This is a genomic window from Enterobacter cloacae complex sp. IR5441 (assembly GCF_049238215.1).
Classification (GTDB): domain Bacteria; phylum Pseudomonadota; class Gammaproteobacteria; order Enterobacterales; family Enterobacteriaceae; genus Enterobacter; species Enterobacter hormaechei_C.
Map to the genome: position 1 here is coordinate 22,102 of NZ_JBMKIA010000017.1, position 23,262 is coordinate 45,363.

At 56.7% G+C, this 23,262-nt stretch carries 22 protein-coding genes; 14 read left to right on the plus strand and 8 right to left on the minus strand.

All coding sequences use genetic code 11. From position 1 onward, the window contains the following. Positions 1-71: 71 nt before the first annotated feature. From ACOTX5_RS17325 to xthA, 5 genes are read right to left on the minus strand one after another with little or no spacing between them, the layout of a single operon-like run. Complete coding sequence (locus tag ACOTX5_RS17325) at positions 72-692, minus strand: ATP-binding cassette domain-containing protein (RefSeq protein ID WP_015570760.1); 621 nt, start codon at positions 690-692, stop codon at positions 72-74. Beyond that, a complete protein-coding gene (locus ACOTX5_RS17330; protein ID WP_045911633.1) occupies positions 692-2,221 on the minus strand; it encodes an ABC transporter permease subunit in 1,530 nt (509 codons plus the stop codon). Before ACOTX5_RS17330 ends, ACOTX5_RS17325 begins: the two co-directional genes overlap by 1 nt. Further along, positions 2,194-3,363 (minus strand): ABC transporter substrate-binding protein, encoded by a 1,170-nt coding sequence (locus ACOTX5_RS17335; protein ID WP_072204103.1) that lies wholly within the window; start codon positions 3,361-3,363, stop codon positions 2,194-2,196. Before ACOTX5_RS17335 ends, ACOTX5_RS17330 begins: the two co-directional genes overlap by 28 nt. A gap of 6 nt (positions 3,364-3,369) precedes the next feature. After that, positions 3,370-4,053 carry a TVP38/TMEM64 family protein gene (locus tag ACOTX5_RS17340; RefSeq protein ID WP_045911634.1) on the minus strand — a complete coding sequence of 228 codons (684 nt, stop codon included), beginning with the start codon at positions 4,051-4,053 and terminating at the stop codon, positions 3,370-3,372. 6 nt (positions 4,054-4,059) lie between these two features. After that, positions 4,060-4,866: an exodeoxyribonuclease III gene (xthA, locus tag ACOTX5_RS17345; RefSeq protein ID WP_015570756.1), complete on the minus strand. Its 807-nt coding sequence runs from the start codon at positions 4,864-4,866 to the stop codon at positions 4,060-4,062. A gap of 433 nt (positions 4,867-5,299) precedes the next feature. Between xthA and astC the strand changes: the two genes are divergently transcribed. From astC to ves, 7 genes are all read left to right on the plus strand, one after another. Beyond that, positions 5,300-6,520, plus strand: a complete 1,221-nt coding sequence (astC, locus tag ACOTX5_RS17350; protein ID WP_045911635.1) for a succinylornithine/acetylornithine transaminase — start codon at positions 5,300-5,302, stop codon at positions 6,518-6,520. Beyond that, a complete protein-coding gene (gene astA / locus ACOTX5_RS17355) occupies positions 6,517-7,551 on the plus strand; it encodes an arginine N-succinyltransferase (RefSeq protein ID WP_022650887.1) in 1,035 nt (344 codons plus the stop codon). The genes astC and astA overlap by 4 nt, the downstream gene beginning before the upstream one ends. Then, positions 7,548-9,035 (plus strand): succinylglutamate-semialdehyde dehydrogenase, encoded by a 1,488-nt coding sequence (astD, locus tag ACOTX5_RS17360; RefSeq protein ID WP_017693599.1) that lies wholly within the window; start codon positions 7,548-7,550, stop codon positions 9,033-9,035. The genes astA and astD overlap by 4 nt, the downstream gene beginning before the upstream one ends. Then, the gene (gene astB, locus ACOTX5_RS17365; RefSeq protein ID WP_023303517.1) at positions 9,022-10,347 is read left to right on the plus strand and encodes an N-succinylarginine dihydrolase; all 1,326 of its coding nucleotides are present in this window, start codon (positions 9,022-9,024) and stop codon (positions 10,345-10,347) included. The genes astD and astB overlap by 14 nt, the downstream gene beginning before the upstream one ends. 9 nt (positions 10,348-10,356) lie before the next feature. Further along, positions 10,357-11,322, plus strand: a complete 966-nt coding sequence (astE, locus tag ACOTX5_RS17370) for a succinylglutamate desuccinylase (protein WP_045911636.1) — start codon at positions 10,357-10,359, stop codon at positions 11,320-11,322. 337 nt (positions 11,323-11,659) lie between these two features. Next, entirely contained in the window at positions 11,660-12,154 is a 495-nt protein-coding gene (spy, locus tag ACOTX5_RS17375) for an ATP-independent periplasmic protein-refolding chaperone Spy (protein ID WP_015570753.1), read from the plus strand. 167 nt (positions 12,155-12,321) lie between these two features. After that, positions 12,322-12,879: an environmental stress-induced protein Ves gene (gene ves / locus ACOTX5_RS17380; RefSeq protein WP_017384666.1), complete on the plus strand. Its 558-nt coding sequence runs from the start codon at positions 12,322-12,324 to the stop codon at positions 12,877-12,879. Here the strand turns inward: ves and cho are convergent. Both cho and nadE read right to left on the minus strand, forming a co-directional pair. Continuing rightward, positions 12,857-13,735, minus strand: coding sequence for an excinuclease Cho (cho, locus tag ACOTX5_RS17385; RefSeq protein ID WP_063136382.1), 879 nt, complete (start codon positions 13,733-13,735; stop codon positions 12,857-12,859). The genes ves and cho overlap by 23 nt on opposite strands. Before the next feature lie 115 nt (positions 13,736-13,850). Next, positions 13,851-14,678 (minus strand): ammonia-dependent NAD(+) synthetase, encoded by an 828-nt coding sequence (gene nadE / locus ACOTX5_RS17390; RefSeq protein WP_003857837.1) that lies wholly within the window; start codon positions 14,676-14,678, stop codon positions 13,851-13,853. 231 nt (positions 14,679-14,909) lie between these two features. On the opposite strand from nadE, the gene osmE reads away from it, so the two are divergent. The 7 genes from osmE to chbG all read left to right on the plus strand — a co-directional run bounded on the left by osmE (position 14,910) and on the right by chbG (position 20,761). Further along, positions 14,910-15,254 carry an osmotically-inducible lipoprotein OsmE gene (gene osmE, locus ACOTX5_RS17395; protein ID WP_003857836.1) on the plus strand — a complete coding sequence of 115 codons (345 nt, stop codon included), beginning with the start codon at positions 14,910-14,912 and terminating at the stop codon, positions 15,252-15,254. Between the two features lie 281 nt (positions 15,255-15,535). Beyond that, the gene (gene chbB, locus ACOTX5_RS17400) at positions 15,536-15,853 is read left to right on the plus strand and encodes a PTS N,N'-diacetylchitobiose transporter subunit IIB (RefSeq protein WP_015570750.1); all 318 of its coding nucleotides are present in this window, start codon (positions 15,536-15,538) and stop codon (positions 15,851-15,853) included. A gap of 80 nt (positions 15,854-15,933) precedes the next feature. Beyond that, positions 15,934-17,292: a PTS N,N'-diacetylchitobiose transporter subunit IIC gene (gene chbC / locus ACOTX5_RS17405; RefSeq protein ID WP_017384664.1), complete on the plus strand. Its 1,359-nt coding sequence runs from the start codon at positions 15,934-15,936 to the stop codon at positions 17,290-17,292. A 47-nt stretch (positions 17,293-17,339) separates the two neighbouring features. Next, complete coding sequence (chbA, locus tag ACOTX5_RS17410) at positions 17,340-17,687, plus strand: PTS N,N'-diacetylchitobiose transporter subunit IIA (protein WP_003857835.1); 348 nt, start codon at positions 17,340-17,342, stop codon at positions 17,685-17,687. Positions 17,688-17,716: 29 nt separating this feature from the next. Continuing rightward, positions 17,717-18,535: a transcriptional regulator ChbR gene (chbR, locus tag ACOTX5_RS17415; protein ID WP_017384663.1), complete on the plus strand. Its 819-nt coding sequence runs from the start codon at positions 17,717-17,719 to the stop codon at positions 18,533-18,535. Positions 18,536-18,644: 109 nt separating this feature from the next. Further along, the gene (locus tag ACOTX5_RS17420; protein ID WP_234101240.1) at positions 18,645-20,000 is read left to right on the plus strand and encodes a 6-phospho-beta-glucosidase; all 1,356 of its coding nucleotides are present in this window, start codon (positions 18,645-18,647) and stop codon (positions 19,998-20,000) included. A gap of 11 nt (positions 20,001-20,011) precedes the next feature. Continuing rightward, entirely contained in the window at positions 20,012-20,761 is a 750-nt protein-coding gene (gene chbG / locus ACOTX5_RS17425) for a chitin disaccharide deacetylase (protein WP_045911637.1), read from the plus strand. Positions 20,762-20,850: 89 nt separating this feature from the next. On the opposite strand, the gene katE is transcribed toward chbG, so the two are convergent. Further along, positions 20,851-23,100: a catalase HPII gene (gene katE, locus ACOTX5_RS17430; RefSeq protein WP_032653274.1), complete on the minus strand. Its 2,250-nt coding sequence runs from the start codon at positions 23,098-23,100 to the stop codon at positions 20,851-20,853. Positions 23,101-23,262: the final 162 nt, after the last annotated feature.

The following is a 23,262-nucleotide window of genomic DNA, read 5'->3' on the forward strand; positions in this document are numbered from 1 at the left end:
AAAAACCTGACGTCATTAAAAGAGGGGGGCATTGTCGTCTCTCCTGAAGCCAAAAACATTGCGTTAGCACATTATTGCCAGCGAGAAATCTCAATCACCTCGCCGCCGGGCGGAATATCGTCCTCATCATGCGTGACCAGCACCACCGGGATCCTGCGCTGGCGAGTAACCTCGAATACCCACGCCCGGAATGAGGCGCGCAGCGTTTTATCCAGTCGACTGAACGGCTCGTCGAGCAGCAATGCCTGCGGCTGGGCGAGAAGAGCGCGCAACAGGCTGACCCGGGCGCGCTCGCCGCCGGACAGGGTCGCCGGATCGCTGGCGTAGTGGTTTGCCAGCCCGGCAGTGTCCAGGGCCTGTTCTACCGCGTTGCGGCGGGCGCGCCCGACGATGTGCGCCGGCAGCGCCAGCATCAGGTTTTGCCCCACGCTGAAGGCGTCAAACAGCAGGGCATCCTGAAACAGAATGCCGATCCCGCGCGTTTCCACGGGAAGCATATCGCAGCGGCGATCGTTCAGCCACAGCTCGCCGTGCGCCTTAAAATCAGCGGATAACGCCCCCACCATCCAGGCGAAAAGGGTCGATTTCCCGCTCCCGGAGGGCCCCATCAGCGTGACAATCTCCCCCGCCGGGACGCGGAAGTTGACCTCACGGAAGAGTGGCGCAATGGTGAGATTTTTCACGTTCAGCATTAACGTAATCCTTGTCTGTGACGGCCCACGAGCCGGGAGAGCAGCGCGGCAAGGGCAAATACGCTGCTGGTCAACAGCAACAGACCCAGCGCCCGGCTGGCGAGGATCGGAATGCTGCCGCCGCTGCTGAGGGCGACCGCCTCCGTCGTCAGGGTGGTGAAACGTCCCGCTCCCAGCCAGAGGGTCGGCATGTACTGGGCCATGCTCACGGAAAAGCCGGTGGCAAAGGCCAGCAGGGCCGGACGAATCATCAGGGGGCATTTCACGAACCAGAAAATTTTCGCCTGTCGCCAGCCCAGCGTTCTGGCGGTGAGGATAAGCCGGGGATCGAGCCTGCGCCAGGCCGGTTGCAGCACCAGGAGCATCCACGGGAGAACCCAGAGCATATGGCTCCAGAGCACCGCAGCGTACTGGCCGTCGATGCCCAGCCACAGCGCCACGGCATATTGCCCGGACACGAGGGGCAGCGCCGGGAGGGCGAGCGGCAGCCAGACCCACACCGCGCCGCGCTGGGGTCCCCACTCAAGCCAGAGCATGAGGATGGCCAGCGCTGTCAGGCTGGACAGCAGTCCCAGTGAAAGGCTGTCGCTGACGGGGCCGATGTCGTCCCGGCGTGCCAGCATCAGCAGAACCAGCGCACAGAGGACGCCGCACAGCGGCAGTAACCCGCCCAGCGTCCGTGCGGGCAGCGCAGTATGCGAAGCGTGACGAATTCCGGAGGGGTCACGCTGGGCGCGCCGCCATGCCGTCCAGAAGCCGTATCCCACCGCGGCAAGCGCCGCCAGCAGCAGGAGCAACACCAGACACAGCAGCGTTCCCTTTGTTTGCTGTTGTGCATCGCCCTGGGCGAGCCACTGCCAGGCCAGTACCGCCAGCGTAGGCGGGTTGCCTGGCCCGAGCACGATCGCCACATCCACCACGGAAAGCGACCAGGCCAGCACCGCCAGCATGACTGCGCCCAGCGCGGGGGCGATTGCAGGGAGGACGAGCCAGTTGAGCGCCTGCATTCGTCCGTAGCCGAAGGTATGCAGGACGATTTTCTGCTGTGCGAGGCGCTTTTCAGGCAGCGCGGCGTAGATTGCCCACAGAACGAACGCGCTCTCTTTGACCGCAAGCGTCAGGCCAAGCCCGATACCGTAGCGGTCAAGCTGCGGCGAACAGACTGTACAGATCCGGTAAAACTGCCCCCCTTCCGCAAACAGCAGCAGCGCGCTGGTGGCGAAGGCGACGTGCGGCACGGCTAACAGCCACGGCAGACGGGTGCTCAGGCGCTGCCAGCCTTCACCCGGCCAGAGAAGCGCAAGCAGGATCAGAGCGATAAACAGAGAGCCCAGCGTCGCGATAAGCGTGGAAACCAGCGTGGCGGCCAGCGCCCGCGGCAGCTGCGGGTCGGCAAACAGCGTCGCCCAGTTACTGAGTGAAAACGCCGGGGCCAGCAGCATGCCGCTGGCGGGAAGCAGTGGCAGATAGATGACCGCCATTGCCGCCCAGACCAGCCCGCTTAGCGGGTCCCGTAGCGGCGAAGCCATTCCTGCTCCAGGGCGTTAACCCAGGCGGCGTGAGGTTCGGGAAGTACATCAGGCGTGCCTGAGGGGGTAAAGGCGCGAAGCTGTTTTGCCGCTTTCGCAGGCAGTTTTTCGCCATCCAGCACGCTCGGGTCACCCCAGACGGCAGGATTAGCTTTGCGGATCTGCGCCTGCGGTGACAGCAGGAAATTCGCCACCACTTTCGCGCCTGCGCTCGCGCTGGCGTTTGCCGGGATAGCGACAAAATGGACGTTGCCGATCATGCCTTTGAGAAAGCCGAAACTGTAGCTGTCGGCAGGCAGTTCACCGCTCGCCACCTTTTGCATCGCATGGGCGGGGTTAAAGGTGAGCGACAGGTTCAGACTGCCGCTGGCCAGCAGCGTATCCATGCGCGCAGGCGACGGAGGAAAATCGTTCCCTTCGCGCCACAGCAGCGGGTGCAGCGTATCAAGGTAATCCCACAGCGGCGCGGTGACCTGCGCAAAGGTTCTGTCTGGCGCGTTTTTTAACGCCTCCGGATGGGCGGTCAGCGCCAGCAGTAGCTGCTCAAGAAACGCCGTGCCGGTAAAATCCGGCGGTCGCGGATAGCTCACCTTGCCAGGGTGCTGTCGGGCGTATACCAGCAGCGCGTGGGGATCTGCCGGTGGTGTCGGCGTACTCGCTTTACGGGCGATAAAGGTTAATTGCGCGCCGCCCCACGGGGATTCTGCCCCATCAGTCGGGATGGCAAAATCTTCCGTTACCGGTTTACGGGTATCGACGTAGCGCCAGTTGGGCAGGGTTTGCGCCCAGCCGGTGAGCAGCAGGTTTGCCGCTTTCAGGTTGCGGAAGTTTTCCCCGTTTACCCAGAGCAGATCCACCGACCCGTTACTGCTACGTCCTGCGGCATGTTCTGTCTGGATCCGCTTCACCGCGTCGGCGGCATCGGCCAGATGAACGATCTTCAGGTTGATGGCGTAGTGCGTTTTCATCTCGCCGCTTACCCAGTCGAGGTAGCGGTTAACGGCCTCGTCACCGCCCCAGGCGTTAAACCAGACGGTCTGCCCGGTGGCCTGTTGCTGAATGGATTGCCAGCTCTCTGCGGCGAAGGCAGAGGTTGCCAGCAGCAGACTCGTCAGAAACGCGCAAAAACGCACCCGGCGCATAATGCCTCACTTTTTAATCGAAGGGATGTAACGGGAAAACAGCCAGCGAGTGACCAGCGGTAATAACCCTAATAGTGTAAAGGCGAACAGCAGTCCCGGCGACAGAATATCGCGCAGCGCGGTGAGTTTCCCCAGCTCGCGTCCGGCGTTCAGATAAATGACGGTGGCAGGTAGCATTGCAAGCTGGCTGACCCACCAGTAGTGACGCACCCTGAGACGGGTTAGCCCCATCAGCAAATTGACCAGAAAGAACGGGAACAACGGCATCAGGCGCAGGGCAAAAAGGTAGCGCGCGCCGTCGCGATCCATTCCCGCATCTATCGTGCTCATCTGTGCGGCAAAGCGCCGCTGCACCCAGTCGCGCAGCAGATAACGGCTGACGAGCATGGCAAGCGTGGCGCCGAGCGTCGAGGCAAATGACACCAACAGCGTCGCCTCCCACAGGCTGAAAAGCGCCCCGCCGAGCAGCGTCAGAAGCGCGGCTCCGGGGATCGACAGCGCGGAGAGCAGAACGTAAACCGCAAAATAGATCAGCGCGCTCTGAAGAGGCGCCTGCTCCACACGATCGAGCAACGTTTGCTGGTGCATTTTTAGCGTGTCGAGGGAGAGTATGCCTGGAGGAAGCAAAACAACGGTCAAAACAAATGCGCCCAAAAGGGCGCACAGGAGACTGCTTTTTTTAATATTCACTGAAGGTTACAGCTTGAATGTTGCCCATACCGGCGCATGGTCGGACGGCTTTTCCATACTACGGATGTCATAGTCGATACCGGTTTCGATGCAGCGTTCGGCCAGGGGGGCGCTCGCCAGCAGCAGATCAATACGCAGGCCCCGGTTGTCATCGAAGCCTTTAGAGCGATAGTCAAACCACGAGAAGCGATCCTGCGTCGCCGGGTTAGCCGTGCGGAAAGTATCCACCAGCCCCCAACCCAGCAGGCGCTCCATCCACTCGCGCTCCTCCGGCAGGAAAGAGCATTTGCCGGTGCGCAGCCAGCGCTTACGGTTCTCTTCGCCAATACCGATATCCAGATCCGTCGGGCTGATATTCATGTCGCCCATGATCAGCACCGGGTTTTCTTTTTTGAGTTCGGTTGTCAGGTAGTTTTGCAGATCCTGATAAAACTTCGCTTTGGCCGGGAATTTGGTTTCATGATCGCGGCTTTCACCCTGCGGGAAATAGCCGTTGATGACGGTCACATTGCCGAGCGCGGAAGGAATTTCCGCCATGATGATGCGGCGTTGCGCCTCTTCATCGTCACCCGGGAAGCCACGACGCACCGACACCGGCGTATCTTTGGTCAGCAGCGCAACGCCGTAGTGGCCTTTCTGACCGTGGTAAAAAACGTTATAGCCCAGCTTCGCTACCTCTTCGAGCGGGAACATATCGTCGTGAACTTTTGTCTCCTGCAAGCCGATCACATCTGGCTGATGTTGCTCAACAATCGCTTCAAGCTGGTGAGGGCGGGCACGCAGGCCGTTGATATTAAAAGAGACAAATTTCATAGTCGCTGCCAATGCAAGGTGAATAGTGCAAGGATGGTAGCAGAATTTACGTCGTCTGTTATCCGCTTCGCCCAATTACTGCGACAGATAATGCCGACGGTGCAATATTTGCACCATTTCGGCGCGTTTTGCCCTCGAACAGGGCGTAAAGCACCGATAAATTTCGCGAGCGATCACAATTCCAGAATTATATTTGGCCTCTGCATACTCTTTCTTGTTTTCATGCGGCAAAGCGCCGCTTGCCGTAAAAATATTCACTATTTATGCATTAACAGTGAATAACTCCATATTGTAACTCATTGATATTCTGTTACCCCAACCCGTTTATGCATTTTTATCGCTGGCTGGCACGAACGCTGCAATCTACATTCACAGTGCAAACACTCAATTATTTAACATTTAAACAACCTTTTATTTACCGGATGAGGTCGCTATGTCTCTGTCAGTTACGCGTGAAAATTTCGATGAATGGATGATGCCGGTATACGCTCCGGCGGCTTTTATTCCGGTACGTGGGGAAGGCTCTCGCCTGTGGGATCAGCAGGGCAAAGAGTATATCGACTTTGCGGGTGGGATTGCGGTGAATGCGCTGGGGCATGCAAACCCGGCGCTGCGGCAGACGCTGAATGACCAGGCGGCGAAATTCTGGCATACCGGCAACGGTTATACCAACGAACCGGCATTGCGTCTGGCGAAGAAGCTGATCGACGCCACTTTCGCAGAAAAAGTCTTTTTCTGTAACTCCGGCGCGGAAGCGAACGAAGCGGCGCTGAAGCTGGCGCGAAAATATGCGCACGATAAATTCGGCGCGCACAAGAGCGGCATCGTAGCCTTTAAAAATGCCTTCCATGGCCGCACGCTGTTTACCGTCAGCGCGGGTGGTCAGCCCTCATATTCTCAGGATTTTGCGCCGCTGCCGCCGGATATCCGTCATGCGGCGTATAACGATTTACACTCTGCCAGCGAGCTGATTGACGACACCACCTGTGCGGTGATTGTCGAGCCCATGCAGGGGGAAGGCGGCGTCATGCCCGCCCAGAAAGCGTTCCTGCAAGGGCTGCGCGAGCTGTGCGATCGGCATAACGCGGTCCTGATTTTTGACGAAGTCCAGACCGGCGTGGGCCGCACGGGTGAGCTGTACGCCTACATGCACTATGGCGTGACCCCGGATGTGCTCTCAACAGCCAAAGCGCTCGGCGGCGGTTTCCCGGTGGGGGCGATGCTGACCACCGATAAATTCGCCAGCGTGATGACCGTGGGCACCCATGGCACCACATACGGCGGCAACCCGCTGGCAACCGCTGTCGCCGGACAGGTGCTGGATATCATCAACACCCCTGAGGTGCTGAACGGCGTGAAGCAGCGTCACCAGTGGTTTGTTGAGCGCCTTACTGCCATCAATAACCAGACCGGCTTGTTCAAAGAGATCCGCGGTCTGGGGCTGTTAATAGGCTGTGAACTTGCCCCTGAGTTTGCCGGCAAAGCGAAGCTGATTTCACAGGAAGCGGCAAAGCAGGGCGTAATGGTGCTGATTGCCGGTGCTAACGTGGTGCGGTTTGCCCCTGCGCTGATCGTCAGCGAGGAAGAGGTCAGAACCGGGTTAGATCGTTTTGCGCTGGCCTGCGAACAGGTGAAGTCCGGGGTGTCATCATGATGGTCATCCGTCCCGTTGCGCACGGCGATCTCGCCGGGCTTATGCAGCTTGCCGGTAAGACAGGGGGCGGGCTAACCTCGCTGCCTGCCGATGAAAAAACGCTGTCGGCGCGCATTGAGCGCGCCCTGCAAACCTGGCAGGGGACGTTGCCAAAAAGCGAACAGGGCTATGTGTTCGTGCTGGAAGATACCGACACGGGAACCGTGGCGGGGATTTGCGCCATCGAGGTGGCCGTCGGGCTTAACGATCCGTGGTACAACTACCGCGTCGGCACGATGGTCCACGCCTCGAAAGAGCTGAACGTTTACAACGCGCTGCCGACGCTCTTCCTCTGTAATGACCATACCGGCGCCAGCGAACTCTGCACCCTGTTTCTCGATCCGGACTGGCGCAAAGAGGGCAACGGTTATCTGCTCTCCAAATCGCGCTTTATGTTTATGGCCGCCTTTCGCGACCGCTTCAACGAAAAAGTGGTCGCGGAGATGCGCGGCGTGATTGATGAGACGGGCTACTCGCCGTTCTGGGAGAGTCTGGGCGAACGCTTCTTCTCCATGGAATTTAGCCGGGCGGATTACCTGTGCGGTACCGGTCAGAAGGCGTTTATCGCCGAGCTGATGCCGAAGCATCCTATTTATACCCATTTCTTAACGCCTGAAGCGCAGGCGGTGATCGGCGAAGTTCACCCGCAAACCGCCCCGGCCCGTGCAGTGCTGGAGAAAGAGGGATTTCGCTACCGTAACTACGTCGACATCTTCGACGGCGGCCCGACGCTGGAATGCGACATTGACCGCGTTCGCGCCATCCGTAAAAGCCGCCTGGTTGAGGTTTCAGAAGGCCAGCCCGCGCCGGGCGAGTGGCCAGCCTGCCTGGTCTCTAACGAGAATTACACCAACTTCCGCGCCATGCTGGTGCGAACCAACCCATCATGCGAGCGTCTGGTACTGACGGCTGCGCAACTGGATGCCCTGAAATGTAACGCTGGCGACACGGTTCGCCTGGTGCGGCTCTGCCCGGAGGAGAAAACAGCATGACTCTATGGATTAACGGTGACTGGGTAACGGGCGAAGGTGACGCGCGGACAAAAACTAACCCGGTCGGCCAGGAGGTGCTCTGGTCGGGGAACGACGCCAGCGCCGGGCAGGTTGAGCAGGCCTGCCAGGCTGCACGCCGAGCGTTTCCGGCATGGGCGAAACGGCCATTCTCCGAGCGCCAGGCGCTGGTTGAGAAATTTGCTGCGCTGCTGGAGGCCAATAAAGCCGAGCTGACCCGCATCATTGCCTGCGAAACCAGCAAGCCGCGCTGGGAGGCAACAACCGAAGTCACGGCGATGATCAACAAAATTGCGATATCGGTGAAGGCGTACCATACCCGCACCGGCGAGCAGCATACCGAGATGCCAGACGGCGCCGCCACGCTGCGCCACCGTCCGCACGGGGTGTTGGCGGTGTTTGGCCCGTATAACTTCCCCGGACATCTGCCGAACGGGCACATTGTGCCTGCGCTGCTGGCGGGGAATACCGTCATCTTCAAGCCGAGTGAGTTAACCCCCTTAACCGGAGAAGCAGTCATAAAACTCTGGGAGCAGGCGGGGCTGCCGCCGGGGGTGCTGAATCTGGTGCAGGGCGGGCGTGAAACAGGTCAGGCGCTGAGTGCGCTGAGCGACATTGACGGTTTGCTGTTCACCGGCAGTGCCGGAACGGGGTATCAGCTGCATCGTCAGCTGGCGGGGCAGCCGGAAAAAATTCTGGCGCTGGAGATGGGCGGCAACAACCCGCTGATTGTGGAAGATCCGGATGATATCGATGCCGCGGTCCATCTGACCATTCAGTCGGCGTTCATTACCGCCGGACAGCGCTGCACCTGCGCCCGCCGCCTGCTGGTTAAGCGCGGCGCGCAGGGGGATGCGTTCCTGAAGCGTCTGGTGGAGGTGAGCGCGCGTCTGGTTCCCGCGAAATGGGATGCCGAGCCGCAGCCGTTTATCGGCGGGCTGATCTCCGCGCAGGCGGCGCTGAACGTGCTGAAAGCGTGGCAGGAGCACGTGGCGCGCGGGGCGAAAACCCTGCTGGAGCCGAAGCTGGTTCAGCCGGGCACGTCGCTGCTGACGCCGGGGATTATTGAGATGAGTGCGACGAGCAACGTGCCGGATGAAGAGGTCTTTGGCCCGCTGCTGTGCGTCTGGCGCTATGACGATTTTGAGTCGGCGATCGAGATGGCCAACAACACCCGCTACGGCCTGTCGAGCGGCCTGATATCGCCGCATCGCGAGAAATTCGAACAGCTGCTGCTGGAAGCGCGCGCCGGGATCGTGAACTGGAACAAACCGCTGACCGGTGCGGCGAGCACCGCGCCGTTTGGTGGCGTAGGGGCGTCGGGCAACCATCGCGCCAGCGCCTGGTATGCCGCCGATTACTGCGCGTGGCCGATGGCAAGCCTGGAAACCCCGGCGCTGACGCTGCCGGAGACGCTGAATCCGGGGCTGGATTTTACAGAGGGTGACGCCCATGAAAGCGCGTGAGGTTAACTTTGACGGCCTCGTGGGGCTGACGCACCACTATGCCGGGCTGTCGTTCGGTAATGAAGCCTCGACGAAGCACCGTTTCCAGGTCTCGAACCCGAAGCTGGCGGCGAAGCAGGGTCTGTTGAAAATGAAGGCGCTGTCCGATGCCGGTTTCCCGCAGGCGGTGATCCCGCCTCAGGAGCGACCAAACGTGGCCGTGCTGCGCCAGCTGGGGTTCAGCGGTACGGATGAACAGGTGGTGGAAAAAGCCGGCACGCAGACGCCACACCTGCTTTCGGCGGCCAGTTCAGCCTCCTCGATGTGGGTGGCGAATGCCGCCACCGTTGCGCCGTCGGCGGATACGCTGGACGGCAAAGTGCATCTGACCGTTGCTAACCTGAACAACAAATTCCACCGCGCCAGCGAAGCGGAGACCACCGGGCGCGTGCTGCGCGCCATTTTTAATCATGAAGCGCATTTCGAGGTACATTCGGCGCTGCCGCAGGTCGCGATGTTTGGCGATGAAGGGGCGGCAAACCACAACCGTCTGGGCGGCGACTATGGCGAGCCGGGTTTGCAGCTGTTTATCTATGGACGGGAAGAGGGCGGCCACGCCGCGCCGGTTCGTTATCCGGCGAGACAAACTTTAGCCGCAAGCCAGGCGGTTGCGCGGCTGAACCAGGTTAATCCTTCTCAGGTGATTTTTGCCCAGCAAAATCCGCAGGTGATCGACCAGGGCGTGTTTCATAACGACGTCATTGCCGTTTCCAACCGTCAGGTGCTGTTCTGCCACGAGCAGGCGTTTGCCCATCAGGAAAAGTTGCTGGCCACGCTGCGCGAACGCGTGCCGGGATTTATGCCGATTCAGGTGCCCACGCAGGCGGTAAGCGTACAGGATGCGGTCGAAACGTATCTGTTCAACAGCCAGCTGCTGAGCCGGGATGATGGCAGCATGATGCTGGTGCTGCCGCAGGAGTCCCGCAACCATCAGGGCGTCTGGCGCTATCTCAGCGAACTGGTGCAGGCGGATAACCCGATTGATGAACTGCGCGTGTTTGATCTGCGGGAAAGTATGGCCAACGGCGGGGGACCGGCGTGCCTGCGACTGCGCGTGGTGTTAACGCCGGAGGAGATGCAGGCCGTGAATCCGGCGGTGATGATGAACGACACGCTGTTCAATACCCTCAATGACTGGGTGGACCGCTATTATCGCGACCGTCTGGTTCAGGCCGATCTGGTTGATCCGCAGCTGCTGCGCGAAGGCCGCGAGGCGCTGGATGCATTATCGACCATCCTGCAACTGGGATCGGTTTATCCGTTCCAGCGCTAAGGAGATGATATGGAAAACTTACTGGCGCTGACGCTGGCCGAAGAGACACCGGAGCGGCAAGAGGGGGAAGGCCCCTCGTTGCACTGGCGATGGCTGGGGCCGGGCGTGCTTGAACTGACGCCGACGAGGGAATATGACCTGTCGCTGCTGCTTTCGACCGGCATTCACGGAAACGAAACCGCGCCCGTGGAGATTGTCGATCTTTTGCTGCGCGCGCTGTTTCGCGCAGAGATCACGCTGCACTGCCGTCTGCTGGTGGTGCTGGGAAATCCGCCTGCGCTGGCGCAAAATAAACGGTATCTCGTGAGCGACATCAACCGCATGTTTGGTGGTCGCTGGGCGCAGTTTCCAAAGAGTGATGAGACGACACGCGCGCAATGGCTGGAGAAGGTGGTCACGGCGTTTTTTGCCGGGGCGGGGGAAACGCGCTGGCACCTCGATCTGCATACGGCCATTCGCGCCTCGTACCACGTGCGTTTTGGCGTGTTACCTCAGCGTGATCAGCCGTGGGATGAGGCGTTTCTGACCTGGCTTGGCGACGCGGGGCTGGAGGCGCTGGTTTTCCACCAGACGCCAGGCGGCACGTTTACCCACTTCACCTGCGAGAATGTTGGCGCGTTATCCTGCACCCTGGAGCTCGGAAAAGCGCTGCCGTTCGGGCAAAACGACCTGACGCGTTTTGCCCCTACGCATCAGGCGCTTCGGGCGTTGCTCGCCGGGGTTGCGCCGGAACCCTCCCGGGAACCCGTTGTGCGCTATCGGGTCGTGCAGCAGATCACGCGTCAAAGCGAGGCTTTCCAGCTACATATGGCGCCCCATACGCTGAACTTTACGCCGTTTCGCCAGGGCGTCCTGCTGGCGGAAGATGGTGAGACGCGCTATGCGGTACAGAAATCCACGGAATATGTTTTATTTCCTAATCCGTCGGTCGCGTTTGGTTTGCGAGCTGGCCTGATGCTGGAAAAAATGCCCTGATCGTCTCCCCTCGCGCAGACCGGAGGGGAAATGAAGAATAAATTTCTTAACGTTAAAAGCGCTCTGGTATTGTTTGCGGAATATTCCTGGAGAATTGCTTTATTATTAAACGGCACTTCGCTATACTTCTCCATAATCTCTTTAAAATCATCATGTTGAATATTTTTGTTTCATCTCTCCACGCTTTTTCCTTAATTTCTCCACAATTGGCGAAAAGTTGTTTTTTACACTTTCATTGTTTTACCGTTGCTCTGACTAATTGACGATAAACCCCGTAAAGTTAATCTCGTCAACACGGCATAGCGCCGAAGAATAACTGAAAGTAAGGAAAGACATTATGCGTAAATTAACTGCACTGTTTGTTGCCTCTACCCTGGCTCTGGGCGCTACCAGCATGGCGTTCGCCGCCGATACCGCGACCACTACCGCCGCGCCGACGGAAGGCAAAATGATGATGCATCATAAAGGCAAGCCGGGTATGCACCATGAGATGATGATGTTTAAAGATCTGAACCTCACCGATGCGCAGAAGCAGCAGATCCGCGACATCATGAAAAGCCAGCGTGACCAGATGAAACGTCCTCCGCTGGAAGAGCGCCGCGCAATGCATGACATCATTGCCAGCGACAGCTTCGATAAAGCAAAAGCGGAAGCGCAGATCGACAAAATGGCCGAGCAGCATAAAGCGCGCATGCTGGCCCACATGGAAACCCAGAACAAGATTTACAACATTCTGACGCCGGAACAGAAAAAGCAATTTAATGCCAATTTTGAGAAGCGTCTGACAGAACGTGCAGCGCCGGAAGGTAAAATGCCTGCACCAACCGAATAATCGGTTCACTCTCTTAAGACCGCCGGGCTCCTGTCTACAAAAGCGAAAACGCTGTGGACAGGACCGGCGGTTTTTCTTTTATTCCATGCCTAAGGTCTGGCCTGACTGCTGCCGATAATACGTCTGTGAAAATGCCCTGGCGCACGGTGCGTCCTTCAGGAGTGGTCATGGAATTCTTTGATATCCGTAAAATGCCGGTCAGTCTCTGGCGTAATGGTGCGGGTGAGACGCGTGAGATTTGCTGTTTTCCTCCCGCGACGCGGGATTTTTTCTGGCGGGCCAGTATTGCCTCCATCGCCAGTAACGGCGAATTTTCCGCGTTCCCGGGCGTTGACCGGGTGATTACGCTGCTGGAGGGCGGCGAGGTGACCCTGGATGCAGGCAGGGCGTTTTGTCATACCCTGAAGCATCATCAGCCTTACCGATTTGCGGGCGATCTGGCGGTGAAAGCCGTGCTCACAGAGGGGCAGATGTCGATGGACTTCAACATCATGACCCGACGGGATTGCTGCCAGGCAAAGGTGCGCGTTGCTACCCGGACGTTCACTACCTTCGCATCACGCGGTGGGGTGGCATTCGTATTAAGCGGCGCCTGGCAACTGGGCGACAAATTACTGACCGCCGATCAGGGCGCCAGCTGGGAAGCGGGCAGTCATACCCTCCGTTTACTGGAAACGAAGGGGTCGCTGCTGTTCAGTGAAATTACCTGGCTGCCGGGTCATTGAGGACGATGATCTCATATTTTCCGGTTAACAGTGGCTTGCAGAGAATTTTGTAACCATCCTGATCGAAACCGGCAGGGGTGCGCAGCAGAGCGGTAGCGTCATCCAGATTTTCAACGGCGCCAAGCCAGAGCCAGTTGCGGATGATGTGATAGTGCGTCATCCCATCGCGGGTTTCTTTCAGCGCCACCGCGCCTTCCCACGGCCAGCAGTTAACGCTGATAGAGGCAAGGCCAGCCATAAACCGGGCATGATGTTCTTCAACGCTCTCTTTTCCACAGCACGCCCCGGCGCAGCGTTTCAGCGCTGAGCGGAAACAGGCGCGACCACGGGTGGTGGCTTCCAGTCCTAACAGGCCGTAACAAAGCTGTAATTCATCAGCCAGGGATTGCAGGGTTTGCAGTGCGGCACGTTTGTTGGCAAACAGACCGTAAAGATTGGGTTCATGCGAAAAATCCACTTCCCGGGCATAAACGACCTGCGGTTTTCCTGCGTTAATCTGCAAGGAACACAGCTGGCGGTTGCGGCGCAGGCGTTTGTTAAACAGCGGCTGCTGTTCCTTGATGAGCCGGGCTTCGAGCAGAAGCGCGCCCAGTTCGCCTGCCGTCTCGATCCAGGTGATCCGCCGGGACTGCCTGAGCATCGATGCTTCATCCGGCGTACGCAGGTGCGACATCACCCGGCTGCGGATATTCACGCTTTTGCCGATATAGAGCGGCATGGTGTCGCTGTCGCCGTGGAAGAAATAGACGCCAGGCTGTTTAGGCAGTGCCTCAAGCCAGGGGCGAAGATGCTCGGGATATTCGTAGATAGCCGCCGCTTCGAACTCAAGACGCGGGGCGGATTGACGCCTGCTCACATACTGCTCCATATACTGTTCAGGCATACAGTGTAGCAGGTGTTTGGTGGTTAAAAAAGAGCCGGGTGGCGGCTACGCCTTACCCGGCCTGCAAAGCGGAGTTACCGTTTTGCTTTTACTTTTTCCAGAAATCATCAAACACCGTAATGGGCGGACGGCGCTTATGCTCGGTTTTCAGATACCAGCCTTCGATAATTTTAGCGGTACCTTCGTCGAGCGTTTTGCCTTCCAGATAATCATCGATGTTGTCATACGTAACGCCCAGCGCCGCTTCATCCGGCAGGGAAGGGCGATCGTCCTCCAGGTCCGCCGTTGGCGCCTTCTTATACAGGTGCTCCGGGCAGCCCAACGCCGCCAGCAGTTGCTTACCCTGACGCTTGTTCAGGCGGAAGAGGGGGTTGATATCCGTGCCGCCATCGCCGTATTTAGTGAAGAAGCCGGTGATGGCTTCCGCGGCGTGGTCAGTGCCGACGACGACCCCTTTGGTCATCCCTGCGATACTGTACTGCGCTTTCATGCGCTCACGGGCTTTCTCGTTGCCGCGGACAAAATCGCTCAGTTCAATACCGGCTTCACGCAGGGCCTGCTCGCTGGCCAGTACCGAACCTTTGATGTTTACGGTAAGAACACGGTCCGGCTGAATAAACGCAATCGCATCCTGACAGTCCTGCTCGTCGGCCTGCACGCCATACGGCAGACGTACGGCAATAAATTGCAGCGCGGTGTCACCGGTCTCGTCACGCAGCTCGGAGATGGCCATCTGGCTCAGCTTACCGGCCAGAGTGGAATCCTGACCGCCGCTGATGCCCAGCACCAGCGTCTTCAGGAAAGGGTGTGCAGACAGGTAAGCTTTCAAAAAATCAACGCTACGACGGATCTCTTCATTGGCATCAATCGCAGGTTTCGCGCCCAGCGCCTGAATAATTTCTTGTTGCAGAGCCATTACGCCCTCCCTATGCAGAACCAAACAGAAAGTGTGATCTGTTAAAACTAACCCTTTGTCGGGGAAACGACAAGGATCACAGTTTTGAGTGTACTGTTTTACAGCGATTTAGCAGCTTACCGTTGTTTTATTAGAATTTTCCGAAATTCGTCTGGCGTAACTCGCAAAGTTGAACAATAGTAATTTTTATCCCATGCTTAGTTAACACGCTGATAAACAAGAGGACGGAATATGAACAAGAACGTAGCAGGAATTTTAAGCGCAGCGGCGGTACTGACTATGCTGGCAGGGTGTACAGCTTACGATCGCACTAAAGATCAGTTCACACAGCCAGTGGTAAAAGACGTCAAAAAAGGCATGACGCGTTCCCAGGTTGCAGCCATTGCCGGTAAACCTTCTTCAGAAGTCACTATGATCCACGCGCGTGGTACCTGCCAGACCTATATTCTGGGTCAACGTGATGGTAAGGCAGAGACCTATTTTGTCGCCCTGGATGATACGGGTCACGTGATCAATTCTGGTTACCAGACCTGTGCCGAATACGACACCGACCCACAGGCACCTAAGGCACAGTAAGCCTGCTTGCCTGAGAGCGTTAACAAACCGGCCGGAAGGCCGGTTTTTTTATGCATACGTGAATCTTATTTCTTGGCGCGAATTATTTGCCTGAAATGTGAAGGTAGTCAACAAGCCAGGTCAATGAGAGACAATTTCAGTCTATCCAGAATTATCCCCTCCCTGTACCATTGCGTATACTCACTTCAACGACAAACAATGTTCAGCACACTGCCCGTCAGCCAGGATAGCGAGTCGAGTGATAGCGAGACGGCGGGTAGCCAAACAAGAGGGAAGTTATCATGGAAAAGAAACATATCTATCTGTTTTGCTCTGCGGGCATGTCCACTTCGCTGCTGGTTTCCAAAATGCGCGCGCAGGCCGAAAAATATGAAGTCCCTGTGGTGATTGAGGCGTTTCCGGAAACGCTGGCGGGCGAGAAGGGCCAGACAGCAGACGTTATTTTACTCGGGCCGCAAATCGCTTATATGCTGCCAGAAATTCAGCGTCTGCTACCCAATAAGCCGGTCGAAGTGATCGATTCCGTTTTATACGGCAAGATTGATGGTTTAGGTGTATTAAAAGCTGCCGTTGCGGCGATTAAAAAAGCTGCTAATTAATTTTTTATTTTTCCCGTCAAAGAGTTATTTCACACACAATACGCCGTAACGGTCGTTGCGGCATTTAAGGGTATTTTCCTATGAGTAAAGTCATCGCTTCACTTGAAAAGGTACTCCTTCCTTTTGCTGTTAAAATAGGAAAGCAGCCTCACGTTAATGCCATTAAGAACGGCTTTATTAAATTAATGCCGTTGACATTAGCCGGGGCAATGTTCGTTTTAATTAACAACGTTTTTCTGAGCTTTGGAGAAGGTTCCTTTTTTTATTCATTAGGAATTAGGTTAGATGCTTCAACTATTGAAACCCTTAATGGTTTAAAAGCCATTGGCGGCAACGTATACAACGGTACGTTGGGTATTATGTCGCTAATGGCGCCTTTCTTTATCGGAATGGCGCTGGCGGAAGAGCGTAAAGTGGATCCGCTGGCGGCAGGCTTACTGTCCATTGCCGCGTTCATGACCGTCACACCGTACAGCGTGGGTGACGCTTACGCCGTTGGCGCCAACTGGCTGGGTGGGGCAAACATCATTTCCGGTATTATTATCGGGCTGGTGGTGGCCGAAATGTTCACCTTCATTATTCGCCGTAACTGGGTTATCCGCTTGCCGGATAGCGTTCCGGCCTCCGTTTCTCGTTCATTTTCCGCGTTGATTCCGGGCTTCATTATTCTCTCCATCATGGGGATTATTGCCTGGGCGCTCTCTCACTGGGGCACAAACTTCCACCAGATCATTATGGACTCTATCTCAACGCCGCTGGCGTCGATGGGTAGCGTGGTCGGTTGGGCGTATGTCATCTTTACCTCCCTGCTGTGGTTCTTCGGCGTGCATGGTTCACTGGCACTGGCGGCGCTGGACAGCGGTATTATGACCCCATGGGCACTGGAAAACGTCGCGCTTTACCAGCAGTACGGCTCCGTCGATGCGGCGCTGGCGGCCGGTAAAACCTTCCATGTGTGGGCGAAGCCGATGCTTGACTCCTATATCTTCCTGGGCGGTACCGGGGCGACGTTGGGTCTGATCATCGCGGTCTTTATTGTCTCTCGCCGCGCCGACCATCGTCAGGTTGCGAAGCTGGCCCTGCCGTCAGGCATCTTCCAGATTAACGAGCCGATCCTGTTTGGTCTGCCAATTATCATGAACCCGGTGATGTTCATTCCCTTCATCCTGGTTCAGCCGCTGCTGGCCGCGATTACGCTGACGGCGTACTACCTGGGCATTATCCCGCCGGTGACCAACATTGCGCCGTGGACGATGCCGGCTGGTCTGGGCGCGTTCTTCAACACCAACGGTAGCGTGGCGGCCTTCCTGCTGGCGATATTCAACCTCGGGATTGCAACCCTGCTCTACATGCCGTTCGTGGCGATTGCGAACAAGGCCGCAACGGTTATCGATGAAGAAGAGAGCGAAGAGGATATCGCCCTCGCACTGAAATTCTAAAATTGCACGGCGCGGGGCAACCCGCGCCAGCGGAAAGGAGCTTAAAGATGTTAGATTTAGAGAGTATCGTTGCCGAAGAAACCGCAGAGAACGATCTGGAAGAGGTGGTGATGGGCCTCATCATCAACTCCGGGCAGGCACGCAGCCTGGCGTATGCGGCGCTTAAGCAGGCTAAGCAGGGCGACTTCGTTGCCGCGAAAACTATGATGGAGCAGTCTCGTACGGCGTTAAACGAAGCGCATCTGGTGCAGACGAAGCTCATCGAAAGCGACCAGGGCGAAGGGAAGATGAAAGTGAGTCTGGTGCTGGTACATGCGCAGGATCATCTGATGACCTCCATGCTGGCACGCGAGCTGGTAGCGGAGCTCATCGAGCTTCACGAGAAGATGCAATAAGTCAGTTGAAGTAGCAGGAGGTCAGCACGATGGAAATCAAAACCGCACATGAGCAACAGCTGTTTAATGGCAAAAATTTTCACGTGGTGATTTACAACAAAACGGAGAGCGCCAGCGGTCTGCACCAGCATGACTACTACGAGTTCACGATTGTTCTGACCGGCCGCTACTATCAGGAGATCAACGGTAAGCGCGTCCTGCTTGAGCGTGGCGATTTCGTCTTCCTGCCAATGGGATCTTATCACCAGAGCTTTTATGAGTTTGGTGCGACACGCATTCTGAACGTAGGGGTGAGCAGGCGTTTCTTCGAGAAGCACTATCTGCCGCTGGTGCCGTTCTGCTTTGTGGCGTCACAGGTGTATCGCGTTAAAAATGAGTTTATGACCTGGATTGAAACGGTTATCGCCTCGCTGAATTTCCGCGACAATGAATTTGATGAATTTATTGAAACCGTGACGTTCTACGTCATGAATCGCCTCCGCCATCACCGTGAAGAACAGCAGGTGGTGGATGATATTCCTCAGTGGCTGCGCAGTACCGTGGAGCTGATGCACGATAAAGGACAGTTCAGCGATAACGCCCTGGAGAATATGGTGGCGCTGTCGGGTAAATCGCAGGAATATTTGACGCGCGCCACGCAGCGTTATTACCGTAAAACGCCTGTGCAAATCATTAATGAAATCCGCATTAACTTTGCCAAAAAACAGCTGGAAATTACTAACTACTCTGTCACCGATATCGCTTACGAATCGGGTTACAGCAGCCCCAGCCTGTTTATTAAAACCTTTAAAAAATTGACTTCATTCACACCGAACAGTTACCGCAAAAATTTAACGGTAATTAATTAACTTTCGGCGGCTCATCCGCCAGGAACAGTGACGTAATGGCTTGCCCAAATAGCGGGAAGAGTACGCTATACCTTGCAGGCGATTAACCTGATACGCTAAGGGAGATATTATGCAACAGAAATTAAAAGTCGTAACCATTGGTGGCGGCAGCAGCTATACCCCGGAATTACTTGAAGGTTTCCTGAAACGGTATCATGAATTACCGGTCAGCGAATTATGGCTGGTGGATGTTGAAGAAGGTCAGGAGAAGCTGAATATTATTTTTGAACTGTGCAAACGCATGGTTGAAAAAGCGGGCGTGCCCTTAACCGTGCATAAAACGCTGGATCGCCGCCTGGCACTGAAAGATGCTGACTTCGTGACCACGCAGCTGCGCGTCGGCCAGCTGAAGGCGCGTGAGCTGGACGAGCGCATTCCGCTGAGCCACGGTTATCTGGGCCAGGAAACCAACGGGGCAGGTGGCCTGTTTAAAGGCCTGCGTACTATTCCGGTCATTTTTGACATCATTAAAGACGTGGAGGAGATCTGCCCGAACGCCTGGGTGATCAACTTTACCAACCCGGCCGGGATGGTCACCGAGGCAGTCTATCGCCACACCGGTTTCAAACGCTTTATCGGCGTCTGCAATATTCCGATTGGCATGAAGATGTTCATCCGCGATGTACTGGAACTGACCGATAACGATGATCTCTCCATTGATCTGTTCGGCCTGAATCACATGGTCTTTATCAAAGATGTGATAGTGAACGGGCAATCGCGCTTTGCGGAACTGCTCGACGGCGTCGCCTCTGGTCGCCTGACCGCGGCCTCGGTGAAAAACATTTTCGATCTGCCGTTCAGCGAAGGGCTGATCCGCTCCCTGAATCTGCTGCCGTGCTCGTATCTGCTCTACTACTTCAAGCAGAAAGAGATGCTGGCCATTGAAATGGGCGAATACTACAAAGGTGGCGCACGCGCTCAGGTTGTACAGAAAGTAGAGAAGCAGCTTTTTGATTTTTATAAAGATCCGAACCTGAACGTCAAACCGAAAGAGCTGGAGCAGCGCGGCGGGGCATACTATTCGGATGCCGCGTGTGAAGTGATTAACGCCATTTACAATGACAAGCAGGCCGAGCACTATGTGAACGTTCCCCATCATGGGCACATCGACAATATCCCGGCAGACTGGGCCGTTGAGATGACCTGCATTCTTGGGCGCGAGGGTGCAAAACCGCATCCCCGCATTACCCACTTCGATGATAAGGTGATGGGCCTGATTCACACCATCAAAGGCTTTGAAGTGGCGGCGAGCAATGCGGCCCTGAGCGGCGAACTGAATGACGTGCTGCTGGCGCTGAACCTCAGCCCGCTGGTGCATTCTGACCGTGACGCTGAAAAACTCGCGAGTGAGATGATCCTGGCGCATGAAAAATGGCTGCCAAACTTTGCTGCAACGGTTGAGAAACTGAAACTCACACACCGTTAAGAGGAGGCGCGATGGAAAACCTGCTGATCGTCAATGCCGATGATTTTGGCCTGTCAAAAGGGCAGAACTACGGCATTATTGAAGCCTGTCGCCGGGGCGTCGTGACCTCTACAACAGCGCTCATCAACGGTGAGGCGGTGGAACATGCGGCGCAGTTAAGCCGTGAGCTGCCCGAGCTGGGCGTGGGCATGCACTTTGTGCTGACGCTTGGGTTGCCCCTTTCGCCAATGCCGGGCCTGACGCGCGACGGCCAGCTGGGGAAATGGATTTGGGAAATGGCGGAGCAGGGCGCTCTGCCGCTCGATGAGATTGCCCGCGAGCTGGATTGCCAGTTTAACCGCTTTGTGGATGTGTTTGGCCGCGAGCCTACCCATATTGACAGCCATCATCATGTGCATATGATCCCGGCGATTTTCCCGCTTGTGGCAGAGTTTGCGCAACGTAAAGGCGTGGCGATGCGCGTGGATCGTGAGGTGCGCGGGCTGCCGGACGTCGCGGTGACGTCAACGGAGGGGTTCAGCAGCGCATTTTATGGCGACGAGATCGACGAAGCGCTGTTCCTGAAGGTGCTGGATGAGTCCGCCGCGAAAGGGGAGCGCTCGCTTGAGGTAATGGCGCACCCGGCGTTTGTCGATAACATCGTACGTAAGAGCGCCTACTGCTGGCCGCGTCTGGCGGAACTGGATGTGCTGACGTCGGCGTCGTTGAAGTACGCGATTGCCGAGCGTGGGTATCGTCTGGGGACGTTCAGGGATCTTTGAGTTAAAGCCCGGTGGCGGCTTCGCCTTACCGGGCCTACAAAAGCAATCGAAATGTAGGCCGGGTAAGCGCAGCGCCACCCGGCTTTTTTTTACGCCGGTATCTGGTCGGTCTTGCTGCTGCGCGACCACACACGGTGCGCGGCAAGCAGGTCAAACAACCGGGTCATAAACGCATCGTCAATATTATCACCTTCGACAATGCCTTCTTCCCCTTGATCCGGTACCTTCAGCAGAGATTTAAACTTCCGCGCATCGCCTGCCAGGGCGATTGGCTTCAGGTGCTTATAGGCTTCCAGCAGATAATAGGCGGCATCACCGTTACCGAGCAGGCTCTCAACGTCGCCGCACGGCATAATCACCGCGTCAACCGTCAGCGACGGTGCCCCGGCGAAGGTCGCGGCAATTGGCAGGACAGAGCCATCGTCGGCTGTCACTTCACCCATGCGGGAGTAAAGCAGTTTGGCATGTACGCCCTGGGTTTTGAGCGCCTTCATGATCCCCAGCACGTCGCTGGCGCGCGGTTTATCATTCAGCAGGATAGCCACTACGCGGCCTTTAATTGACCCGCCAGGTACCGCGTACAGGCTCAGGGACGGATCCTTCTTCAGCCCGTTCACGTCTTTTGGCGGTGCGGCATGGCATTGCTCGTCAGTCAGCGTGATGCCGAGATTATTCGCCACGCCCTGAGCAAGCTGGATATCAATATGCGCCAGATGGTCGACCACGCGCTCGCGAATGTAGGTACGCACCACTTTGCTCAGCTCAAAGCTGAAACCGCCGATAATGTGCTGCTGTTCAATCGGGGTCTGGCTGTTCCAGAACAGGCGAGGCTGAGCGTAATATTCGCCGAATGACGGGCTGCGCTCGCGAATTTTTGTTCCGTCCACGCGCTCCTGATACGACTCAAATCCGCCACGTTTTGGCCCCGGCGGGGTTTCACGCGGCCAGTTATCGTTAATGGAGTTTGGCTCGTAGTTCGCCGGGTTGGTATCGATATCCTGGCGATGCATCCCGTCACGCTGGAAGTTATGGTACGGGCAGGTCGGACGGTTGATAGGAATTTCGTGGAAGTTCGGTCCACCGAGACGGCTGATCTGCGTATCGGTGTAAGAGAACAGACGGCCCTGTAGCAGCGGATCGTTGGTGAAATCCAGCCCCGGCACAATATGGCCCGGGTGGAACGCAGCCTGCTCATTCTCCGCGAAGAAGTTATCCGGGTTGCGGTTAAGCACCATTTTGCCCACCAGCTGAACCGGCACCAGCTCTTCAGGAATAAGCTTGGTCGGGTCGAGCAGGTCGAAGTCGAATTTGAACTCGTCCTCTTCCGGGATCAGCTGTAACCCCAGCTCGTATTCCGGGAAATCACCGGCTTCAATGGATTCCCACAGTTCGCGACGGTGGAAGTCCGGATCGCGCCCGGTCAGCTTCTGTGCTTCATCCCACACCAGGGATGCTTTCCCCGCGACCGGTTTCCAGTGGAAACGCACAAACGTCGCTTTACCTTCAGCGTTAATCAGACGGAAGGTATGAATACCAAACCCTTCCATGGTGCGATAGCTGCGTGGGATCCCCCGGTCAGACATCGCCCACATCACGTTGTGAAGGGTTTCCGGTTGCAGGGAGACGTAGTCCCAGAAGGTGTCATGCGCACTTTGTCCCTGCGGTATGGCCCAGTGTGGCTCTGGTTTTACCGCATGGACAAAGTCAGGGAACTTATGCGCATCCTGAATGAAGAAAACCGGGGTGTTATTCCCGACGAGGTCGAAAATGCCCTCTTCGGTATAGAATTTGGTGGCGAAGCCGCGGATATCACGCACCGTATCGGCCGAACCCGCGCCGCCCTGTACGGTAGAGAAGCGCACAAATACCGGTGTGATTTTGTTCGGATCGGAAAGGAAATCCGCCTTCGTGATCGCCTTCAGGCTCTTGTACGGCTGGAAATAGCCGTGCGCCGCGGAGCCGCGAGCGTGAACGATACGCTCAGGAATACGCTCATGGTCGAAATGGGTGATTTTTTCCCGCAGGATGAAATCTTCCAGCAGCGTCGGGCCGCGCGTTCCGGCGCGCAGGGAGTTCTGGTCATCGGCGATACGCACGCCCTGATTGGTGGTCAGCGCATAGCCTTCACCCCCTTTGCGGTGCGGGTCGAGAGATTTTAACTTCTCGTTATCCGCATCGGGCGACTTCACGCTTCCCGGTGCAGTAGGTTGCTCGCCCGGCGCGGACAGGCCCGGCGACGGTTTATGAGAGCCATCCGCAGGGGCGAGTGAGTCCATTCCCGGTTGAGATTCTTCGGTGCCATGAATAGGGGCTTGATGTGGTTTATCATTGTTCGACATTGCACGATTCTCCTTTGTTCGTTCCTGAAAACCCTATTAAGGATAGAACAATGTGATGAATTAGCAGGCGAACTAAGCGTTTTAAGATAAGTGATTAGCGAAAGGAGCCATCTGCCTCACGTCAGGCGCGACGGGTGGGGGGAGAATCGGCTATGATAGAAA